Annotated in this window: 16 protein-coding genes and 1 other annotated feature; of the genes, 4 read left to right on the top strand and 12 right to left on the bottom strand. The window is 42.4% G+C overall.

Annotation, left to right across the window (positions count from 1 at the left end; translation table 11 throughout):
- Positions 1-911 precede the first annotated feature (911 nt).
- The gene (locus tag GJU40_RS17895) at positions 912-2,837 is read left to right on the top strand and encodes a 5'-nucleotidase C-terminal domain-containing protein (RefSeq protein WP_154309424.1); all 1,926 of its coding nucleotides are present in this window, start codon (positions 912-914) and stop codon (positions 2,835-2,837) included.
- A gap of 35 nt (positions 2,838-2,872) precedes the next feature.
- Here the strand turns inward: GJU40_RS17895 and GJU40_RS17890 are convergent, their stop codons facing one another.
- Positions 2,873-4,048 (bottom strand): MFS transporter, encoded by a 1,176-nt coding sequence (locus GJU40_RS17890; RefSeq protein WP_154309423.1) that lies wholly within the window; start codon positions 4,046-4,048, stop codon positions 2,873-2,875.
- A 113-nt stretch (positions 4,049-4,161) separates the two neighbouring features.
- A complete protein-coding gene (gene pepV, locus GJU40_RS17885) occupies positions 4,162-5,556 on the bottom strand; it encodes a dipeptidase PepV (protein ID WP_154309422.1) in 1,395 nt (464 codons plus the stop codon).
- Between the two features lie 170 nt (positions 5,557-5,726).
- On the opposite strand from pepV, the gene GJU40_RS17880 reads away from it, so the two are divergent.
- Both GJU40_RS17880 and GJU40_RS17875 read left to right on the top strand, forming a co-directional pair.
- The gene (locus GJU40_RS17880) at positions 5,727-7,031 is read left to right on the top strand and encodes an NCS2 family permease (protein WP_154309421.1); all 1,305 of its coding nucleotides are present in this window, start codon (positions 5,727-5,729) and stop codon (positions 7,029-7,031) included.
- Between the two features lie 757 nt (positions 7,032-7,788).
- Positions 7,789-8,007 (top strand): DeoR family transcriptional regulator, encoded by a 219-nt coding sequence (locus GJU40_RS17875; protein WP_154309420.1) that lies wholly within the window; start codon positions 7,789-7,791, stop codon positions 8,005-8,007.
- Positions 8,008-8,073: 66 nt separating this feature from the next.
- On the opposite strand, the gene GJU40_RS17870 is transcribed toward GJU40_RS17875, so the two are convergent.
- Positions 8,074-8,799 (bottom strand): pseudouridine synthase, encoded by a 726-nt coding sequence (locus tag GJU40_RS17870; RefSeq protein WP_154309428.1) that lies wholly within the window; start codon positions 8,797-8,799, stop codon positions 8,074-8,076.
- A 112-nt stretch (positions 8,800-8,911) separates the two neighbouring features.
- Positions 8,912-10,537: a putative polysaccharide biosynthesis protein gene (locus GJU40_RS17865; RefSeq protein ID WP_154309419.1), complete on the bottom strand. Its 1,626-nt coding sequence runs from the start codon at positions 10,535-10,537 to the stop codon at positions 8,912-8,914.
- A gap of 157 nt (positions 10,538-10,694) precedes the next feature.
- Here GJU40_RS17865 and GJU40_RS17860 point away from each other — a divergent pair, with 157 nt between their 5' ends.
- Positions 10,695-11,963, top strand: coding sequence for a BaiN/RdsA family NAD(P)/FAD-dependent oxidoreductase (locus GJU40_RS17860; RefSeq protein ID WP_154309418.1), 1,269 nt, complete (start codon positions 10,695-10,697; stop codon positions 11,961-11,963).
- Positions 11,964-12,114: 151 nt separating this feature from the next.
- Here the strand turns inward: GJU40_RS17860 and GJU40_RS17855 are convergent, their stop codons facing one another.
- From GJU40_RS17855 to GJU40_RS17820, 8 genes are all read right to left on the bottom strand, one after another.
- Positions 12,115-12,297 carry a sporulation protein Cse60 gene (locus GJU40_RS17855; protein ID WP_154309427.1) on the bottom strand — a complete coding sequence of 61 codons (183 nt, stop codon included), beginning with the start codon at positions 12,295-12,297 and terminating at the stop codon, positions 12,115-12,117.
- Positions 12,298-12,301: 4 nt separating this feature from the next.
- On the bottom strand, positions 12,302-12,538 hold the full coding sequence (locus GJU40_RS17850) for a DUF2553 family protein (protein ID WP_154309417.1): 237 nt from the start codon (positions 12,536-12,538) through the stop codon (positions 12,302-12,304).
- A 131-nt stretch (positions 12,539-12,669) separates the two neighbouring features.
- Positions 12,670-12,981: a rhodanese-like domain-containing protein gene (locus GJU40_RS17845; RefSeq protein WP_154309416.1), complete on the bottom strand. Its 312-nt coding sequence runs from the start codon at positions 12,979-12,981 to the stop codon at positions 12,670-12,672.
- Between the two features lie 158 nt (positions 12,982-13,139).
- Complete coding sequence (gene leuS / locus GJU40_RS17840) at positions 13,140-15,554, bottom strand: leucine--tRNA ligase (RefSeq protein ID WP_343031611.1); 2,415 nt, start codon at positions 15,552-15,554, stop codon at positions 13,140-13,142.
- 86 nt (positions 15,555-15,640) lie between these two features.
- Positions 15,641-15,869: a binding site (T-box leader), on the bottom strand.
- 89 nt (positions 15,870-15,958) lie between these two features.
- Positions 15,959-16,297, bottom strand: coding sequence for a DUF4257 domain-containing protein (locus GJU40_RS17835; RefSeq protein ID WP_154309414.1), 339 nt, complete (start codon positions 16,295-16,297; stop codon positions 15,959-15,961).
- A gap of 248 nt (positions 16,298-16,545) precedes the next feature.
- Positions 16,546-17,322, bottom strand: coding sequence for a 3-hydroxybutyrate dehydrogenase (locus GJU40_RS17830; RefSeq protein WP_154309426.1), 777 nt, complete (start codon positions 17,320-17,322; stop codon positions 16,546-16,548).
- A gap of 13 nt (positions 17,323-17,335) precedes the next feature.
- Positions 17,336-18,658: a GntP family permease gene (locus GJU40_RS17825; protein ID WP_154309413.1), complete on the bottom strand. Its 1,323-nt coding sequence runs from the start codon at positions 18,656-18,658 to the stop codon at positions 17,336-17,338.
- A 256-nt stretch (positions 18,659-18,914) separates the two neighbouring features.
- Positions 18,915-20,300, bottom strand: coding sequence for a sigma-54 interaction domain-containing protein (locus GJU40_RS17820; RefSeq protein ID WP_154309425.1), 1,386 nt, complete (start codon positions 20,298-20,300; stop codon positions 18,915-18,917).
- Between the last annotated feature and the right edge of the window lie 819 nt (positions 20,301-21,119).

Raw genomic sequence — 21,119 nt, 5'->3', positions numbered from 1 at the left:
GCTGCGACAAGCATAAGATGGCTTGGACGGAAGGGCGTTCTTTGCCCTTATGGCCAAGACAGCTTATGACCTCGAGCAGCTGGCCGGCGGAGCTGGACAATGTAGAAAAGCGGAACGGGCGTAAAGGAAGTCATGCTAAGAGCGCCACGTCCTGTGGCAACGCATGACTGTCCGACGTCGTGTCGGGCTCCGACAAGCATAAGACGAGCATCTCTAAAAGGCGCTCTTTGCCTTTTTGAGATGATTGGCTTATGACCTCGAGCCGTTGGCGGTGGAGCCATCAAGTCCATAAGATTGTGTAAATACATAGTTACATGTATGTCCTCTTTGAACGGGTGGAAAGGCGCTTGTGAAAGCCACTATACATATATAAACGGAGGAACTCCGCCTATTAGGAAAAAACAATCAAAATGGACTGAAATAAACGGAGGATTTTCGTCTATGCACCTTAAAAACCTTCAAATGGTGTATTTTCAGCAGCTTAAGCGGAATTCATTCCCTTATTTTCTTAAAAAAACGACCTATTCCCAATGTAACCGGAATTTCTACGCTTATTTTTTCTTTGTTAGGATAAGGCGCCTTGTTAATTTAACATTCACACATACTCTTTTAAAACGGCATACTTTCCGTCTCTAAAAACAGTGTTTTTCCCCCAGCAACCTTCTTCAACCACCTCTTTAATGTCTGTCTCCCATGATTTTCTTTATCAATATTCAACAAGGTTTTTGATAGCAGCCTAGAAATGAATATAGCGGACATGTGCTGAGCCTAAGACTTCTCAGCTAGTCTGTTTCTTGGGTGTAAACCAGGATGTGAAAATTTGTCTGGATCTTAATCTAAAATTAATAATAGATTTGCGGAATCTATTATATAATATGAATTGTTGAAAAAATCTGAAAGGGAGCGGAGAAATGAAATCTTATAAACAAGTGTGTGCAGCAGTATTAGCCGTTTTAATTGGACTTGCAGGGATCTTACACCCGGGAGCTGCTGAAGCATCAAAAAATCCTCAAGCGCCGGCCGACAAGGGAACTTTTATTAAGGAGCTCGTTACTTCGCTGGGAATAGATCTGCAGGGAAGCGACATCCCCTACTCTGATGTTGATTCAGAACTTGCACCCTATATCCAAGCAGCTATCAGAACCAATATTCTGCCAGAGGATGGCAAGACTAAGTTTGGCCCCAATGAAAAAATCACAAAGGAACAGGCTTATGTATTCCTAATCAGATCACTCAACCTCCGGGACTCTTACTCTTTAGGAGCGCTGAAAAAATTCAAAGACTACAACGCAATTCACTCTGCCTATCATCGTGAACTTGCAGCTGCAGCTGAACTGGATTTAATTGATAGAAAACTGCCGGTTTTTCAGCCTAAAAAACCTCTTACCGGCAATGATATCAAGAACATGCTGGAAAGCCTTCAGAAAAAACTTGAATTTGTTACAGTGATTCACACTAACGACATGCATGGCCGCATCATGCACAACCCTGTCAACAAAGAAATGGGACTGGCAAAAATCAGCAGTATCGCCAATTCAGCAAGAAGCAAGAATCCAACCATTCTAATTGATATGGGCGATACATTTCATGGAACAAACTATGTTAATTTAAACAAAGGAATGGCAGCTGCTGAAGCCATGAATGCAATGAAGTACGACGCAATGGTTCCTGGAAACCATGATTTCAATTATGGGCAGGCACATTTGTTAAATCTCAAAAAGATGCTTCAGTTCCCGCTGATCAGCGCCAATATTAAAACATACGGAAGCCCTTTCTTAGAGGGATTTACAATAGTTGAAAGAAAAGGAAAGAAAATTGCTTTAATCGGACTGACAGCAACAGACACAGCAGTGAAGACAAATCCCTCAGGAATTACAGGAATCACCTTTGAGGATGAAACAGAGACTGCTAAAAAGCTTGCTTTAAAACTGAAAGGAAAAGTGGATGCAGTTGCTGTTATCTCCCATTCAGGTCTTGATACCGAAATGAAGATTGCAAACGAAGTGAGCGGTATCGATGTGGTATTCGGGGGACACAGCCATGACACAATTGAAACTCCTAAGAAACTAAAACATGCGTACGTTACTCAAGCAAATGAATATGGAAAAGCGCTCGGTCATACAAACTTAATTTTCCACAAAGGAAAACTGATTGGTGTGAACGGCTTCCTGTACCGCGACAGTGAAAGCAAAAAGGAAGATTCTAAAGTTAGAAATGTACTTCAGCCTTATAAAGAACAAGTAGACAGAGAGTTAAATGTAGTGATCGCTTCCGTATCTGAAACACTTAATGGAGAACGAAATGCTGTGAGAACGAAAGAAACAAATCTTGGCAATTATATTGCCGATGCTATGAAAAACAAGCTTAAAACAGATATTGCGGTTACGAACGGAGGAGGCATCAGGGCTTCCATTGTGGCGGGAGATGTCACCCGCAATCATGTCCTGACCACACTTCCTTTTGATAATACACTTGTTAGAACAACGCTGAAAGGATCAGATCTTAAAGCCGCTTTAGAACATTCTGTTCGATTATATCCTGCAGAAAACGGAGGGTTTCTTCATGTCTCCGGCTTAGCCTTTAATTTTGATCCGTCCAAGCCGACCGGAAGCAGAGTAACAGAGGTGGTAATCAACGGTGCTGCTCTGGATCTTCAAAAATCATATTCTGTTGCAACAAACAATTTTACCGCAGCGGGCGGAGATGGTTTTGTCATGTTTACAGCAGAAAATATTGAATTTGACAGCGGTGAATTGCTGAGCACCGTCCTTATGGAGGCTTTGCAGTCAAACACCCCTGTACCAGGCATTGAAGGAAGAATAAAAATAACTCAATAAATACACAAAAGCGAGAGGAATACATCCTCTCGCTTTTATGATGCTGCAGCCCTGGAATCTATTCTTATGAAACATAAGATCAGGAAAGCAAGCAGCGTCATGCATCCAAAGAACAAATACACATGCAAAATGGACAGTGCTTCCATAATAATGCCGCCAAAAAAGGTGCAAAACCAGTTTCCCAGTCCATTTCCCGCAGCGGAGTAAATGGAAATGGCTGTGGCGCCGACTTCTGCCGGTGCTGTATTTTTCACATGCAGCAATGCAGCAGGAATAAACAAACCAACTGAAAAACCTTGGGCGAATGTTGTTGCATACACCACAGCCAGCGGAGGCTCTAAAAAATAGAGAAACCAGCGTGCTGCGGAGATGAATACGGCCATCAGAAGAATTCTTTTCATTCCAAGCCTTGTAATCCAGCTGCTTGCAAACTTCATAAAAGGTGCTTCACTTCCTGTTGCAAATAAGAAGGCAATACCAATCCCTGCAAGCCCCCCGCCAATTTCATCTATAAATAAACCAAAATAAATATTGTTTGCCAGAATGGGGCCGAGTACAAGAAAGGTTACGACCAAAAACAGCAAATAGCTCGGCAGCTTTCCAAGTTCCCGGAAACCATCCTTCAGGCTGACCTTTAAAGATTCATTGTCCCTGGGCAGCCGCGCTGCAACAATGGCGCCAGCCAAAAGAACAAATGTAAATGCGTAAAAAATGACCGTTAACTGAAATGTCTCAGAAAGCTTACCGACCACAAGGACTGATACTGCAAATCCGATTGCTCCCCAAAGCCTTAAAGAGCCATATGCTGTATTTGTCCTTTGAACATAACTCATTGAAATGCTGTCTGAAACCGGCACAATTGCACTTTGAAAGAATGCGAGCAATATTGCAATTGAGACAAAGAAGGAAAAAGATTCTCCCATTGAAAAAATGATTCCTGTTATCCCTGTTCCGATCAGGGCAGCGGTCAAAACCGCTGTCGGCTTTCTGGTCGTATCACTCAGCATCCCCCAGAGCGGCTGTGCAAACAGCATCACGATGGGATTGATGGACATGATCATTCCAATCTGGCTTCCTGTCAGACCGACATTATCTTTCAGATATACAGATAATAAAGGAAATAAAGCTCCAAAACCAAAAAAGACCAGAAAATAAAACAAGCTGAAAGACAGCTGAGTCCCTCTCTGCTCCCTAGATACCAAATGTTCCATCCCTCAATACCTGCCTTTTCTAAATGCAAATTTAAAAACCGCTCTCAGGGAAAGAGCGGTTTTCCAATTATTTTTATCCTAACATAATTTACCTGACTGTGTAAGATACTTTCCTACTTTGCCAGCTCATAAATAGCCTGTGCATAGATAGCAGTTGCCTTGAGTAAATCATCAACAATGATGTACTCGTCTTTTTGATGGGCAACGTCTTCTCTTCCGGGGAAAAGCGGACCAAATGCTACCCCTGCTTCCAGGGATCTTGCATATGTCCCACCGCCGATTGAAATTAACTCAGCGGTTTCTCCTGTTTGTTCAGTATACACCCGCTGTAGCGTCGAGATAAGCTCATGATCCTGATTAACATAGTGAGGCTTAGAATCACTGAGAGAATGAAGCAGGAATCCCGGAATTTGCTGTAGTCCCTCCTTAATGTCTGCTCCATCAGCAGTTACAGGATAGCGAATGTTAATGCCTGCACTCGCCGCCTTCTCAGTATATCTGAGAATACCGGCATTCAGCGTCAGTTCTCCGCTGACTTCATCTTTACTGGCGATGCTGACTGCTTTCCCTCTGCTGTCTCCAAAGAAGAAGTCTGTCAGGGAGCTGAAGTATCCCTTTGCACCACTATTCAATTTCAGGTCCTTAAGAAAAGCGGCAAGATATAGTCCTGCGTTTATACCGTTATTTGGTTCCATGGCATGTGCAGATTTTCCTGTTAACATCAGTTTAGCTGTTCCCTCCTTTTCAGCGTAATCACCTTTCAGGTTATGTTTCTTCAAAAAAGCGGAATAGCTGCTCTGAATTTCATCAGAATTAAGATTCCCGCTTAATGCTGCGAAAGCCTTGTCAGGAACCATATTGTATCTTTCACCGGAATGAAACTCTGTTACGATGATCCCTTCCTGAGTGGAGGTGCTCTCAGAAGGCGTATAGTGAAGTTCTGCGTCAATAATTCCCTTTTCAGCATAGATAATAGGAAAATCAGCATCAGGGGCAAATCCCATCAGGGGCATTTGTTCATGTTTAAAATAATGATCCACACACTGCCAATCGCTTTCCTCGTCGGTCCCGATAATCATTCTTACCTTTTTTTGAAGGGGAAGGCCCGATTCACTGACAATCTTCATTGCATAATAAGCAGCCATTGTTGGCCCTTTATCGTCCATCGCGCCTCTTGCATAGATTCTTCCTTCACGCAGATCTGCATCAAAAGGGCCGCTAGTCCATCCGTCTCCTTCTGGAACAACATCTACATGGCAAAGGATACCGATGATGTCCTGTCCAGTTCCCAGTTCAATATGACCTGCATATCCATCTAGATTTTTAGAAATAAATCCTTCTGAACTGCCCTTTTGCAAAAGAAATTCCAGCGCTTCGTTTATTCCTTTGCCAAACGGAGCTTCCTTTGAAGCCGTTTCCTTGTCCAGAATACTCCTGATCCGTAAAAACTCCTGCGTATCTTTTATGAGATCTTCTTTTCTAGCTAAAACCTCTTTCATCCAGTCCATCCTATTCATCTCCAAAAAAATCAATTTGTACTTTCTAATGTAAAGATACCAAACGAATGTCCATAGGAAAAGCTACCAGAAAATAAATGACGCTAACCACTTGCGTTATTCTTTAAAAACGAATATTATATTATAGGTTGTTATAAAACGTTCGTTTATTGGAGGTTTCTATGTTTAAGTTAAAAGAAAATAAAACAAACGTCAGAACTGAACTCATCGCTGGGATGACTACTTTTTTAACGATGGTATATATTGTGGTTGTAAACCCTGTCATCTTGTCAGATGCCGGAGTTCCTTTTGACCAGGTGTTTACGGCTACTATTATCGCTTCTATAATTGGAACATTATGGATGGCTTTTTTCGCTAACTACCCTATCGCAATTGCTCCCGGTATGGGCTTGAATGCCTACTTTGCTTACTCAGTCGTTGGAGCAAATGAAAACATTACCTATCAAACAGCGTTTGGCGCTGTGTTTGTGGCAGGTATCCTGTTTATTATTCTTTCATTAACACCTTTTAGAAAACAGCTGATTGAAGCAATACCGTCTAATCTTAAACATGGCATTACAGCAGGTATCGGCCTGTTTATTGCTTTTATCGGTTTAAGATTAACAGGAATTGTGGAAGCTGATCAGGTTAACCTTGTCAGATTGGGAGATCTTCATTCTCCCCCTGTTCTTCTTGCTCTGTGCGGACTTGCAATTACTCTAGTACTGATGAGCATGAATGTACACGGAGCGCTCTTTATTGGAATGCTCATTACAGGAATAATTGCATACGTAACAGGTCATCTGGAGTTTACCAGTGGAATTATGGCTCTCCCCGATCTTCCGGAAGGTTTGATTGTGTTTAATCCGTTCACCGCAATCGGCGACGTTTTCCAATATGGATTATATGCTGTAGTATTTTCGTTTCTGCTTGTGACAATCTTTGATACAACCGGAACAATGGTTGGTGTTGCGCAGCAGGCTGGACTCATGAAAGGGAATGAACTTCCTAAGGCAAGAAAAGCATTGCTGGCTGATTCTACCGCAACTACGGTAGGAGCTATGTTCGGAACGAGCCCGACTACGGCTTATATTGAATCTTCTGCGGGTGTAGCTGCTGGAGGAAGAACCGGCCTGACAACTCTTACTGTTGGAATTCTCTTCGGCCTGACTGCTTTCTTTAGTCCATTAGTGGGAGCTGTATCAGGAATTGCTGCTATTACAGCACCTGCCCTGATAATTGTTGGAAGCCTGATGATTGGATCCATTTCCAATATTAAGTGGAACGAGCTTGATGAAGCTTTCCCTGCGTTTCTGGTCATCCTGACAATGCCGCTGACTTCCAGTATCGCAACTGGCATTGCCTTGGGCTTTATAGCTTACCCGTTGATGAAAATAGCGAAAGGAAAATGGAGAGAGGTTCATTTATTTGTTTATATTTTTGCCATCCTCTTCTTCATTCAGCTTGCTTTTATTGGAGGGCATTAAGTTTCTCCAAACGACGGTTAAAATAATCGGCATAGCAAGCCATAATAAATCAGCATTGAAAAACGCTCAGAATTATTTTCTGAGCGTTTTCCTGTATTCATAAATATCGAGACTAAAAGTATATCTGTTACCAGCGCATTCTGAAAGCGGAAATATTCATTACCAGGAAGCAAGATAAGTGAATATGGTTACATGCAGGTTCTCCCCTTATTTGTTATCACAATGAAAACTCTCACTTTCACCCCTCATTACGATTAATAGTCTGAATTTCTCCAGATATAGAAGGCTGGTTTGAATGCCATCTGCTAAAGCAGCGGAAAACTTACGCCTATTGAGCAATTAGCACTTTTCACTATCACCATGCTGATAAGAGGTGAGCTATTTAACCTGGATGCCATGCGTTTTACAGTTCTTTAGAACTAAAAGTGAATGCGTTTACAACTCAGTAACAGCGACCATGTACACCCATTTCACAGGGTGTGAATAGGAACAAGGTTTGGATTCTGACAGTCTTTTTTTTGCAATCTCTTATCATAATTTACAGCTCCTGCCGTATAACTATAGTAAAAGCTTACTAAGAGAAGTTTGTAAATATTTCGTAAATTAAGCACTTTTCCTAGAATCCCGGTATGCTTATCGTGTAAAATAGGCATATAGCGTTACAGTATCTAATTAAATAACAAAAGTAGAGACACACCAGTTGCAGACATCTTGGTTATACGTAGGCTTAGCCCTATAAAAGACAAGGAGTGGTTTTTTGAAACCTTCGACAAACCGTATGCTGACTCGTATCAAATCAATCTACATGTTTATTTATGAGAAAGGGACTGTGACAACTCAGCAGCTTGTTGATGAGTTTGGTATTACACCAAGGACGATACAGAGGGATTTAAATGTGTTAGCATATAACGACCTTGTAAGCAGCCCTACCAGAGGAAAGTGGACGACCACAAAGAAAAGGGTTAAGATTTCTTAACATTAACAATGATAATAAAATATTACATAAAAGGAACCTTGTTTTCATCAAGGTTCCTCTTTTTGCTTACATTTCATATTTTTCTGCATTTCTCAGCATATCTATCTCTTCCTCAGTCAGCTCTCGATATTCTCCTTTTTGAAGATCTTCGTCAAGCTCCAGCGGACCCATGCTCACTCTCTTCAGAAAGATCACTTTCTTTCCAACAGATTCAAACATTCTTTTCACCTGATGGTATTTACCTTCTGTAATCGTAACGTAAATATGTGAAATTTCCCCGGCACTGATTATTTCAAGCGCTGCTGGCTTTGTCACATACCCGTCATCAAGGGTTACCCCTTCTTTAAAAGCCTGACCATCCTCCTCAGTAACCTCTCCCTTAACATGGGCAAAGTACTTTTTGGGCACATGTTTTTTAGGTGAAAGCAGCTGATGCGAGAGCTGGCCGTCATTTGTCAAAAGAAGAAAACCTTCAGTATCCTTGTCCAGCCTTCCCACCGGAAAAGGTTCCATAATGGCATCCTCGTGTTCCAGTAAATCCACCACTGTTTCCTGATGGTTGTCTTCTGTTGCCGACAGATAGCCCGGAGGTTTGTTCATCATCAGGTAGATAAACTCTCTGTATACCACTGTTTCTCCATTTACCGTAATATGCTGATTTTCCGGATCCACATGAGTTTTAGCATCTTTAACCGATGTATCATCTATCCTGACTGCTCCTGACTTTAAAAGCTGCTTCACTTCCTTGCGGCTTCCAAATCCTGTGTTAGAAAGAAGTTTATCAATTCTCATCATTATCACCTCTTTAAGGTTGAATTTTTTTGTGCTGAAGACACCAGGCGATCGTTCTTCCCCTTACTCTGCAACGGCGGAGAAGATGTTTCAGTAGAAAAAAGAAAAGCTCTTACCCGCGAGCTTTTCTTCTAAAAAATCTTGAAAAACGGTTCCCGATTATTTTCTCTAATAAGTGAGAACGATATGCCAAATATAAATAGCTGCCTGCACCTGCACCAATTGCCAGGATCAGGACAATCAAAGCATTGATTCTGCTTTCGCTGTAATCTATAAAAATTCCGCTGATTGACTGGACTACCGAGACCACCAATCCCATAAACACAGCAAGAATCATAATGAATACAGATCGCTTAAAAAACTTCTTAAAGGAATATTTCGCATGCCGTTTAATCATGGCGAAACCATAAATTAACGATGCAGAGTAGCCAAGCACCGTCGCCAATATGGAGCCTGCACCTTGGAACAAATGTATCAAGGGAACATTTAAAGAGAGTTTTATCAGCACACCGATCACAAGGCTGATGACGGCGAGCTTTTGTTTGTTGATGCCCTGCAGAATGGCTGCGTTCACCGTGAACAGCGAAAACAGCAGAGCGGCAGGAGCAAACATAGCAAGAATCGCCGGGCCAAATGTTTCTGCTTCTCCCCTATAGAAGAATGTATATGCAGGGCCGGCCAGGATTGACAAGCCTACCACAGCAGGAAGTACAAGAAACATAATCATCTGAAGAGTCTGGTCAATCTGACTCGTCAGAAGGCGGCGGTTTCCGCTTGTAAATGACTCAGTAACAGCAGGAATGAGCGTCAGCCCGAAAGCAGTTGCCAGAGAAACCGGAATCATCACCAGCTTTGGAACCAAAAGTGTCAGGACTGCAAAAACATCCTGAGATACATCTCCATAACCTGCATCAGTCATAGCCTTATTGAACGTATTGGTATCTATCCAGATATATAATGGAATAGCCAGACCCACAAATACAAAAGGACCTGCATACCTGAACAGTTCTCCGAACATTTTTGAATAAGGAATATCGGCACTTTCCACAGCATTTTCTCTCATGGCGGTTAGAGAGTTTTTTCTCTTCATCCAGTAGAAAAACAATACTGCAAGTCCTCCGACGGCTCCCACAAAAGCCGCAAATGTCGCATAACCAATAGCCAGCACAAGACCATCATCATATATTTTTAATATGTAGTAGGTAGCACCCAGCAGAAATGCAATTCTGACAATCTGTTCGACGACCTGTGAGACAGCTGTCGGGCCCATTGACTGATGACCCTGGAAAAAGCCCCGTATTAAACTCATAATTGGAACAACAATTAAAGCAAGGCTCACCATCCTGATGATGAGGACTACATCATCAACTGTAACTCCATCTTTTTCCTGCCCGCCAAGCGAACTCTCAGCGAATACCGGTGCCAGAAAATATAATACTGCGAAAGCAAGAAATCCGGTCAAAAGCATGACCGCAAGTCCGCCCTTGAACATTCTTCTGCTTGTCTTATAATCTCCCAGTGCATTATATTTGGCTACATATTTAGATACCCCGGCTGGAAATCCCGCCGTTGCTACACTGAGAAAGATTGCATAGGGAGCATAACCGTATTGATAAAGAGCTGAACCTGCCGTACCTACCATTGCATAAAAAGGAATGATATAAATCATTCCAAGAATTCTTGAAATATACGTACCTAACGTTAAGACAAAAGTACCTCTCAGCAATTTATTTCCCATGTATTAATCACCATTTCAAATGATTTAAAGATTCAACTTTTCTATTTTACCACAAACTAATCATTGAGTTATCTTTTTGCCTTAAAACATGAAGGTTTCTTTCCTTGTTATTTACGCTATAATAAATAAAGCATTTTAGAAAAAGGTGTGGTCGAATTTGAAATATGATGTGATTGTCATCGGCGGAGGACCTTCCGGCTTAATGGCAGCTATTGCAGCCGGTGAGCAGGGAGCCAGAGTCCTTCTTATAGATAAAGGAAATAAGCTTGGAAGAAAGCTGGCCATCTCCGGAGGCGGACGCTGCAATGTTACAAACCGCCTTCCGGTTGAAGAGATTATTAAACACATTCCTGGAAATGGACGGTTTTTATACAGCGCTTTTTCTGAATTCAGCAATGAAGATATTATTGATTTTTTTGAGAAGATGGGAATTCAGCTGAAAGAAGAAGACCACGGCAGAATGTTTCCTGTTAGTGACAAAGCTCAAAGTGTTGTTGATGCGTTAATAGGAAAATTAAGAGAATTAAAAGTTGAAGTGCGTACGAATGACCCTGTTGATCACGTGGTGTATAGTAACGGCAGAACGGCAGGAATTCTGTTAAAAAGCGGTGAAGAAATTTCTTCTCATTGCGTTGTCATCGCAGTGGGAGGAAAAAGCGTTCCCCATACAGGAAGCACAGGTGATGGATACGCCTGGGCGGAAGAAGCCGGGCATATCATTACTGATCTGTATCCAACCGAAGTTCCGATTACTTCAGCAGAATCTTTCATTAAAAGCAAGAAATTGCAGGGCCTCTCCCTAAGGGATGCTGCATTAAGCGTCATGAACCCTAAAGGAAAGACTGTTATTACCCACAGAATGGACATGCTTTTTACTCATTTTGGCGTATCAGGACCCGCTGTGCTCCGCTGCAGCCAGTATGTTGTCAAAACGCTTAAAAAGTTCAACGTGAGCACAGTTGTCATGAACATCGATGCCCTCCCTGATAAAAAAGAGGAAGCACTGTTTCAAGAAATACTGACACAGCTGAAAAGCGATCCCAAAAAAGCGGTAAAAAATGTTTTAAAAGGGCTTTTGCCGGAAAGATATCTTTTATTTCTTCTGGAGAAAAACGACATAGATCCTGCAACAACGTTTGCCAATCTGTCGAATGAAAAGCTGCGCTTCTTTGTCAGTGATTGTAAACACTTTGAATTCAGGGTAAACGGAACACTTTCCCTGGATAAGGCATTTGTGACTGGAGGAGGGATTTCTGTAAAAGAAATTCACCCTAAAGAAATGTCGTCAAAGTTTATGGAAGGACTCTATTTCTGCGGTGAGGTACTTGATATTCATGGATATACCGGAGGATATAATATAACCTCTGCCCTTGTAACGGGCAGGCTTGCCGGGTTGAACGCAGCACAAAGTGCACTTGTCCAATAAATTCCGAATTTCCTGAAGCATGCATAAAGGAAAAACCAAAAAAGAACCCGTTACTGGGTTTCTTTTTGGTTTATCACCAACAGGAGATCTCTGCCTTTCAAGATAAGAAGGCTAAAAGCCGGACTATAGTCAGCAGCAGCTCTTAAGAAAGCTACTTTTTGTATAGTATCATTGCCGAAAAGCAGTAAACCTGTTCACCTGTTTCATCACAAAGCACAGCTACATCATATTGAATTTCCACAAATTGATTTTCGCTAATACCCGCAAGAAATGTATTGATTTTCCGCTCCAGGTCCTTTTCATGCTCCTCGTCAAACACAGCTACCTTATACATTGATTCAGCACCAGCCCATGTCACAGCCTTCCGCGTATTGTTTTTGAGGGCAGCTTCTGTCATAAAGCTTATAAATTCTGCCATCTTCATACACATAGTCATATACTAAATCATATTTTCTGCCTTCTTCAGTTATGACAAGCCTTCCTACATAATCTTTGCTGATATACAGCTCAATCTCCTCTTCAATAATTCTGGCAAAAATTTTGTGCGTTACATCAAACTTGTGATATTCCTCCATATCACATCCCTCCTTAACTTAATGTATGAAGGGGGAGGTGAATTATGATAACGCTTCCATAATTACATGTTAGTTGCTGCCCTTGTCTTGGTCTTTCAGGATGACAAGGGCAGCAAACAGCTCGTTCTAATTTATTGTTTTGGTTGAGATTGCCCTTTCCAATCAAGCATGCCGCCGGTCATATTGACCACTTTATAACCTTGATCTTGAAGAAATGCACAAACATTTTCGCTTCTTCTTCCTGAACGGCAAATAAAGATATACTCTTTATCCTTATCCAATGACTCAGCTTTTTCAGGAATATCTCCCATTTTTATATGCAGAGCGCCGGGTATCATTCCCTCCTGCACTTCCTCATCTTCACGAACATCTATTAATTGAAGCTCTTCACCATTCTCCAGCTTTTCCAGCAATTCATCTGCAGAAATTTCTTTCACATTCATGCGCAGTCACTCCTTTTATTTAGACTAGCTACATTATAGCAAATCGGTTGTTTACGCCGCCACTTTAGCAGTCGGCATTGCCGCAGCAGCGCAGGATCAGAATACAAAAAAACCCGAAAGGCTGCAGTTCAGCAGCTCTTTCGGGTCATTCTTTTGTTCTAGCCGGCAACAATATTAACAAGCTTGCCCGGGACTGCAATCACTTTGCGGATTGTTTTTCCTTCCAGCTCTGCTTGAACCTTTTCGTTAGCAAGAGCTAGTTCCTGCAGCTGTTCTCTGTTTGCATCAGCAGGCACATTCATCTTCGCACGAAGCTTGCCGTTCAGCTGAACAACAATTTCAACTACATCGTCTACAAGCTTGCTTTCATCAAACTGAGGCCAGTTTTCATATGAAATGGTTTCTGAATGCCCAAGCTTTTCCCAAAGTTCCTCAGCAATATGCGGAGCAATTGGGGACAATAGCTTCACAAAGCCTTCTGCATATTCTTTTGGAAGGGCCTTGGCTTTATAAGCATCATTGATAAACACCATGAGCTGTGAAATAGCTGTATTGAATCGAAGTCCTTCCAGATCTTCAGTAACCTTCTTTACCGTCTGATGGTAGGATTTTTCAAGCTCATCAGAAGAGATATTCACCACTTTGCTGCTGATTTCTCCGCTTTCTGCAACAAGCAGTCTCCATATACGATCAAGAAATCTTCTTGATCCGTCCAGCCCGTTTTCCGACCATGCAATGGAAGCTTCCAATGGCCCCATGAACATTTCGTACAAACGGAGTGTATCTGCTCCATGGCTTCCGACAATATCATCCGGATTGACGACGTTTCCTTTTGATTTGCTCATTTTTTCGTTGTTTTCTCCAAGAATCATACCTTGGTTAAAAAGCTTTTGGAAAGGCTCCTTTGTAGGTACAACACCCAGATCATACAAAACCTTGTGCCAGAACCTCGCATACAGAAGGTGAAGCACAGCATGTTCAGCACCGCCAATATAAATATCTACTGGAAGCCATTTTTTAATTTTTTCAGGGTCGGCAAGCTTTTCGCTGTTTTTAGGGTCTATATAACGCAGATAGTACCAGCAGCTTCCTGCCCATTGAGGCATCGTATTTGTTTCTCTTCTGCCCTTTTTCCCCGTTTCGGGATCTGTGACATTTACCCAGTCTTCTATATTGGCAAGCGGAGATTCTCCGGTACCAGAAGGTCTGATTTCCGTCGTTTTTGGTAGTGTGAGCGGAAGCGCACTTTCAGGAAGGGCAGTAGCTGTTCCATCTTCCCAGTGGATAATCGGAATAGGTTCTCCCCAGTACCGCTGCCTGCTGAACAGCCAGTCACGCAGTCTGTAAGTCGTCTTTTTCTCTCCTCTGCCCTGCTCTTCAAGCCACTCTATTGCTTTTTCAATTGCAGCTTCTTTTTGCAGTCCGTTAAGGAAATCAGAGTTCACGTGCTCTCCATCCCCTGTATACGCCTCTTGCTCAATATCACCGCCCGCAACTACTTCCTTAATTGGCAGCTCGAATTTTTTTGCAAATTCGTAATCTCTTTCGTCATGTCCCGGAACAGCCATAATGGCTCCGGTACCATACGACATCAGCACGTAGTCCGCAATCCAGATCGGCATTTTCTCGCCATTCACCGGATTCACAGCATAAGCTCCAGTAAATACCCCGGTTTTATCTTTAGCAAGATCAGTTCTTTCAAGGTCACTTTTTGCTTTTACACTTTCGATGTAATCTTCAACGGCTTTTCTTTGCTTTTCTGAAACAATTTTTTCAACAAAGGTATGCTCAGGCGCCAGCACTGCATAAGTTGCGCCAAAAAGCGTGTCAGGACGAGTAGTGAATACAGTAAAGTTTTCCTGATGACCGTCGATGCTGAATGTGACATGAGCACCTTCAGAACGGCCAATCCAGTTCCGCTGCATTTCTTTGATGCTTTCCGGCCAATCAACCTCGTCCAGGTCTTCCAGCAGACGGTCCGCATAGGCAGTAATCTTCAGTATCCACTGTTTCATTGGGCGCCTTTCAACAGGATGGCCTCCTCTTTCGCTTTTCCCGTCAATCACTTCCTCATTTGCCAAAACTGTTCCCAATGCCGGGCACCAGTTTACAGGAATTTCATCTACATAAGCAAGGCCCTTGTTAAACAGCTGAATGAAAATCCACTGTGTCCATTTATAATATTCCGGGTCAGTGGTATTCACTTCTCTGTCCCAGTCATAAGAAAAACCAAGCGACTGAATTTGGCGGCGGAAGTTAGCAATATTTACTTCTGTGAATTCAGCAGGATCATTGCCGGTATCCAGTGCGTATTGTTCTGCAGGAAGGCCGAATGCATCCCAGCCCATTGGATGAAGAACATTATATCCTTGCATCCGCTTCAGTCTCGACAGAATATCTGTAGCCGTAAAGCCCTCCGGATGCCCCACATGCAGTCCTGCTCCAGATGGGTAAGGAAACATATCAAGAGCATAGAATTTAGGGCGTCCCTCTTCTTCGGACGTTTGAAAGGTTTTCTGGTTCAACCAATAATCCTGCCATTTTTTTTCGATTGTACGATGCTGATAACTCACGAGTGTTCTTCCTCCTTTTCGGTAACAGATGTACTTGAAACGGTTTAGAGTGCAGGAAAACAGAAAAAACCTCCCATCCCTGTAAAAACAGGGACGAGAGGTTTCATTCCCGCGGTACCACCCAGCTTAGCATACAAATTTGTATGCTCACTCTACCATCCGTAACGTGGACAAACGGCAAACGTTACTTTGCCGGCAGGGCATTTCACACTTGCTACTCTAAGGCGAGTTCATAAATTTGAATGTATTGGCTTTCACCAGCCGCCAACTCTCTGCAACACCAAACTTATTACTATTCCTTTTCACCGTTCAGCTTTTCTGTTGTTGTATCCTATTTTAAATGTATTTTTTATGAAGTGCAAGTTTCTCTTAAAATTAGGGGGATTTCATTAACTGGAGGTTCGCTATTCGTCTATGCTGGCTGAGGAGGAATTTTTCTGCCTTCGTTCTTCCGGCAGTCTGGAAGGTACAGGCTGTCTGACAAAATCAAAGCTGCGGAGTACAGCCTCTCCGCTGTAGCCTGCAACAACTGCGATGACGACAAGCTGAAATGAAGATTCGGGATTAGAAGAAAGGACTGCAAGAATGCTTGCGATTGATCCCATTAAAAACTCTTCCCAATATCCGAGGTAAATGTATCGTTTTGTCTTTCGGGGCCTTTCCAGCCTCCCTTTTTGTTTCACATGACCTAGTACACCCATTAACCCCCCTATTATGAACGCCACAATCAGTTGATGCAGCATATTTCTCATCCTTCCTAGTGCCGATATTTTTCGTACACGCGACTCTAGGTAAGTTGTCAGATAGGTCTGACAGCGGGAAATAATAAAAAGCTTGTTTTCTTCCATTATATGAAATAGAAGCGAAAACAAGCTTGAATAAAAAGAATGAATTTTCAAAATTTTTTTCTTGTGACATTCACCCTATAAGGTATGCCTAAAGATACGGTCATTTGTTCTCCTTTATCAGCTAACTGTGTGAATAGAACTAGTTATTGAACTGTATAGCCCCCATCAATGACTGCAGCCTGGCCTGTTATGCCTCTTGCGCTGCTGCTTGCGAGAAACAAAGCATATTCTGCTACCTCTGAAACATCCAATAACCTCTTTTGGGGGACGAGAGGATAAATTACCTCTTCTATAACAGAATCCATAGACACATTTCTTGTTTTGGCCAGATCAGCGAGCTGATTTCGAACGAGGGGCGTGTCAACATAGCCCGGGCACAGTGCATTCACTGTGATTCCATGCTCCGCTCCCTCCAGTGCCGCCACCTTGGTTAACCCTATGACTCCATGTTTAGCACTGTTATAAGCAGACTTTCCAGCAAACCCCACAAGTCCATTTATGGAAGCTACATTAATAATTCTGCCAAAAGACTGTTCTTTAAATATGGGAAAAATAAGTTTAGTAGCAATAAATGGACCAATCAGCATGATTCTGGTTAACAGTTCAAACGTTTTAACAGGAAAGTCCTCCAAATAAGCTACATGCTGCATTCCGGCATTATTAATGAGTATGTGAATCGTTCCGAATTGCTCTACAGCGGTATTTATTGCTGATTTCAGGCTTTCTTCTGAAGTAACATCACATTTATATCCGGCAGCTTTTATCCCGGTTTCGCTCAGCATATCAGCGCTCTCTACAGCTTTTTCTTCATTAATATCCGTCAGGAAAACGTTAGCGCCTTCTTTTCCAAAGGCTTTGGCAATTTCAAGTCCAATCCCTTGTGCAGCCCCTGTAATGAAAACTGTTTTGTCTCTTACCATCATGATAACCTCCTTAAATTCCCAAGCCAAGAGAAAATAGCAGGATTGCCAGAGCAACTCCTATTAAAGGTACAATTACTGTCACCACACCTACCGCACCATAAGCTGCGCTGTGTGATTCTCCGCAAATGGCTCTGACAGTGGTTACAACATACCCGTTATGCGGCAGAGAATCCAGTGCGCCCGAAGATATTGCCACCACTCTGTGAAGCGCTTCAGGATTCACTCCCATATCAAGGTAATGCGGAGCGATAATTGGAAGAGCAATTGCCTGGCCTCCTGAGGCTGAACCTGTCATACCCGCAATGACGCTGACTGCAATAGCTCCACCGATGAGGGGGCTGCCCGGTATGCTTGTCATTGCGTCGACCGCTGTGCCAAATGCAGGCACTGCTTTTGCCACACCTCCAAAGCCGACAACCGCTGCAGTATTTCCAATTGCCACCAGTGCTCCCATTGTGCCTTCTGAAACTGCATTCCAAAATGAAAGAAAATAGGTCCGGTTAAGGAGATACGTGACAACCACTCCGCCCAGCAATGCAATAATCAATGCAGATTGTTTTAAAGAATCATGGAAAATATAAGATATGATCAGCACAACCAGCAGCGGGACCAGCCCCAGTAAAGGATTGGGCAGTCTCCGGTTTTCCGAAGCAGCAGGGTCGTTTTCTCTGGCTTCAAAAACCTCTCCCTTTGCCACTGCCTTTGAAATCATCCGCTTCAGCAGCCAGTAGCCAAAGATCATCATAAAAACAGCTACCAGTGCACTAACTTCCCAGCCTGCGTAAGGTGATGTTTGCAAATATTCAATCGGGATCCAGTTTTGAATTTCAGGAGAGCCAGCGGATGTCATTGTAAATGTAACAGATCCAAAAGCAAGAGCTGCAGGTATAAACCTTCTTGGCAGATTTGCCTGCCTGAACAAGCTGATTGCCATTGGATATACTGAGAAAGCAACAACGAATAAACTTACTCCTCCATAAGTCAAAACAGCACATGCTATTACAATGGCAAGCACAGCTCTCTTCATTCCGAGCTTTTCAACTACCCATCTGGATACGCTGTCTGCCGCCCCGCTGTCCTCCATCACTTTTCCAAAAACGGCTCCTAACAGGAACATCAAGTACCATGAAGTGACGAACCCTGAAAAACCAGTCATATAGTTTCCTACAAAATTTGCCTCCCCTTCTGCTACCAGCTGAGGAAAAAGCGGCATACCGCTGAGCACTGCCACAAACAGGGCGCATAACGGCCCGGCAATTAAAAGATTCATTCCTCTCATCGTTAAAAATATTAGTAGTGCCAAACCGCCTGCAAGACCAATCATACTTAACATTCGTTTTCCCCCTTGTCTACACTCTTATTAAGTAAACGCTTTCAGTATTTGTTGAAAAAATTCAACGTCCTCCCTTCTACATAAATACGTATGCAAGAACCGTGCCAAAACACTCATACGCACAAGACCGGGAACGTTCTGTCACGAAAAATTCACAATTCCAGTAATTCGGAAAGTTGGATAACTGGGGGACAAGCTGATTCCTCTATCAACCCAGAGCATATCAGCAACAAAAAACAGTCCGAAAATTCGGAACTTATTCCGGTTTTTCGGACTGAACTGGTTCTATATATTTTTGAATCTTCTCATAAAGAGTTGATTTGCTGATTCCAAGGGCTGCCGCCGCTCTTTTCTTGTCTCCGCCATGCCTTCTGACCGCTTCAAGAATTGTTCTTTTTTCAGTTTCAGCCAAAACGTCTTTCAATTTTCCGCTATGCTGCTGAAAAACACCAATTTGTTTTATATAATCCGGAACAGCCTGAGAAGTAATTTCTTCTCCCTTAGAAAGGTGAATGGACGCTTCTATCACGTTTTCAAGCTCCCTGATATTACCTTGCCATTTATACTGCATAAAAATTTCCATCACTTCTTCATGAATGCTTGAAATTCTTTTACCAGTCCGCAGTGAAATTTTTTTTATAAAATGGGCAACCAAAGGCGCCAAATCCTCCATCCTCTCTCTAAGAGGCGGAACATGGATGGGTATGACACTGATTCTGTAATAAAGATCCTCCCGAAAACTGCCATTGTGAATCATCTGTTCCAACGGTTTATTGGTCGCAGCAATCACTCTCACATTCAAAGGAAGAGTCTTAACTCCTCCTACAGGCTCAATCTCTTTTTCCTGTAATACTCTTAAGAGTTTTACCTGCATATGAAGGGACATGTCTCCTATTTCATCCAAAAAAATTGTCCCTTTATCTGCAAGAAGAAACTTCCCTTTTTTTCCGCCCCTTTTTGCACCTGTAAAAGCTCCTTCTTCATATCCGAACAGCTCAGATTCCAGCAGATGTTCAGGAATGGCTCCGCAATTCACTTTAATAAAAGGCTCCTTGTTTCGATCGCTGAGCAGATGAATACTGTGGGCAAACAGTTCCTTCCCCGTTCCGCTTTCACCCCTGATTAACACAGCACTGTCGGCAGCAGCAACGCTTTTAACTTTTTCTTTGAGCAGCAGCATAGTCTTTGATGCGGATTTTATATCATCCAGTGTATACTTTGCTCCAGTATCCTCCAGTCTGTTTCGATGAGGCTGAAGCGAAGTTAAATGCTGACGCACATGGGTATTCATTTCATTCCACTCGTTAGGATCACGGAACATAACAGTTCCAATCGCCCCGACTATTTTTCCATCAGCTCTTACCGGAATTCGGTTGGCAATCATATAATTTCCTTTTATATATTGAAGGGCAGCTATTTCTTCCTGTCCTGTCTGGACCACAATGTGCATTCTTGTGTTTTCAATCACTGCCGTCACATGTTTGCCTGCGGCTGCAAGGCGGTCAATGCCCAAAAATCGGCTGTAACTTTCATTTATATATAGGACAAACCCCTGCTGATCTACAATGACTACCCAGTTGATAGCGGTTTCAATAACTGTTTCATAAATTTCTCTTGCATAAGGAAAGTCTGTATGCAGCATAAACTCCCACACCAACCCTTTTTTGTTCATCGTACCATAAAATGAGAAAAATCTGAATTTTAGTTTTATTATTGCGAAGTATTGGGGTTAACATAGTACAGCTAACCAATATTGTTCCCGTACATAGCCCTTAGGGGAATGATATAAGGGAAGGAATTCCGGTTACTTTGAATTTGAACCCTTTTTCAGAGAAAATAAGGGGAGAGATTCCGGGTAAGCTGCTGAAAATTAATTCTTTTGGTGTTTTATTTGGGATTAGCCGGAAAACTCCCGCTTATTTCACGGTATTTTAGCTGATTTTCTCCAATAAATGAAAATCCTCCGTTTATTTCAGACCATTTTCGTTGTTTTTTCTGAATCATAGGGGCGATGAAGGACATAACTCAGTGAAAAAGCAACAGAAATGTCCTTCATAAGGATGGTGAAGGACAGAAGTGGGTGGAGCAGCAAGCACAAGGCGCCTCCCCATCATACCAAAGAAAAAATAAGCGTAAAAATTCCGGTTACATCGGGAATAGGCCGTTTTCTAGGAAATATAAGGGAATGAATTCCGCTTAAGCAGCTGAAAATACTCCAATTTAAGGTTTTTTAGGTGCTTAGACGAAAATCCTCCGTTTATTTCAGACCATTTTCGTTGTTTTTTCTGAATAGGCGGAATTTCTCCACTAGCATTGTAAAAATATCCACAAGGGTATACTGAGTTTACTCTATATGTAATTTAAGTATAATTTTACCATCCAAGCTTCTTCGTTCAGAGCCAAAAAGTCTAGGGGGTTGTAATTGAACCCAGTTATCCAAAAATTGGATATTATTTTCTTT

The organism is Metabacillus lacus, assembly GCF_009674805.1.
Lineage (GTDB): Bacteria > Bacillota > Bacilli > Bacillales > Bacillaceae > Metabacillus_C > Metabacillus_C lacus.
This window is presented reverse-complemented; position numbering and strand designations above follow the sequence as displayed.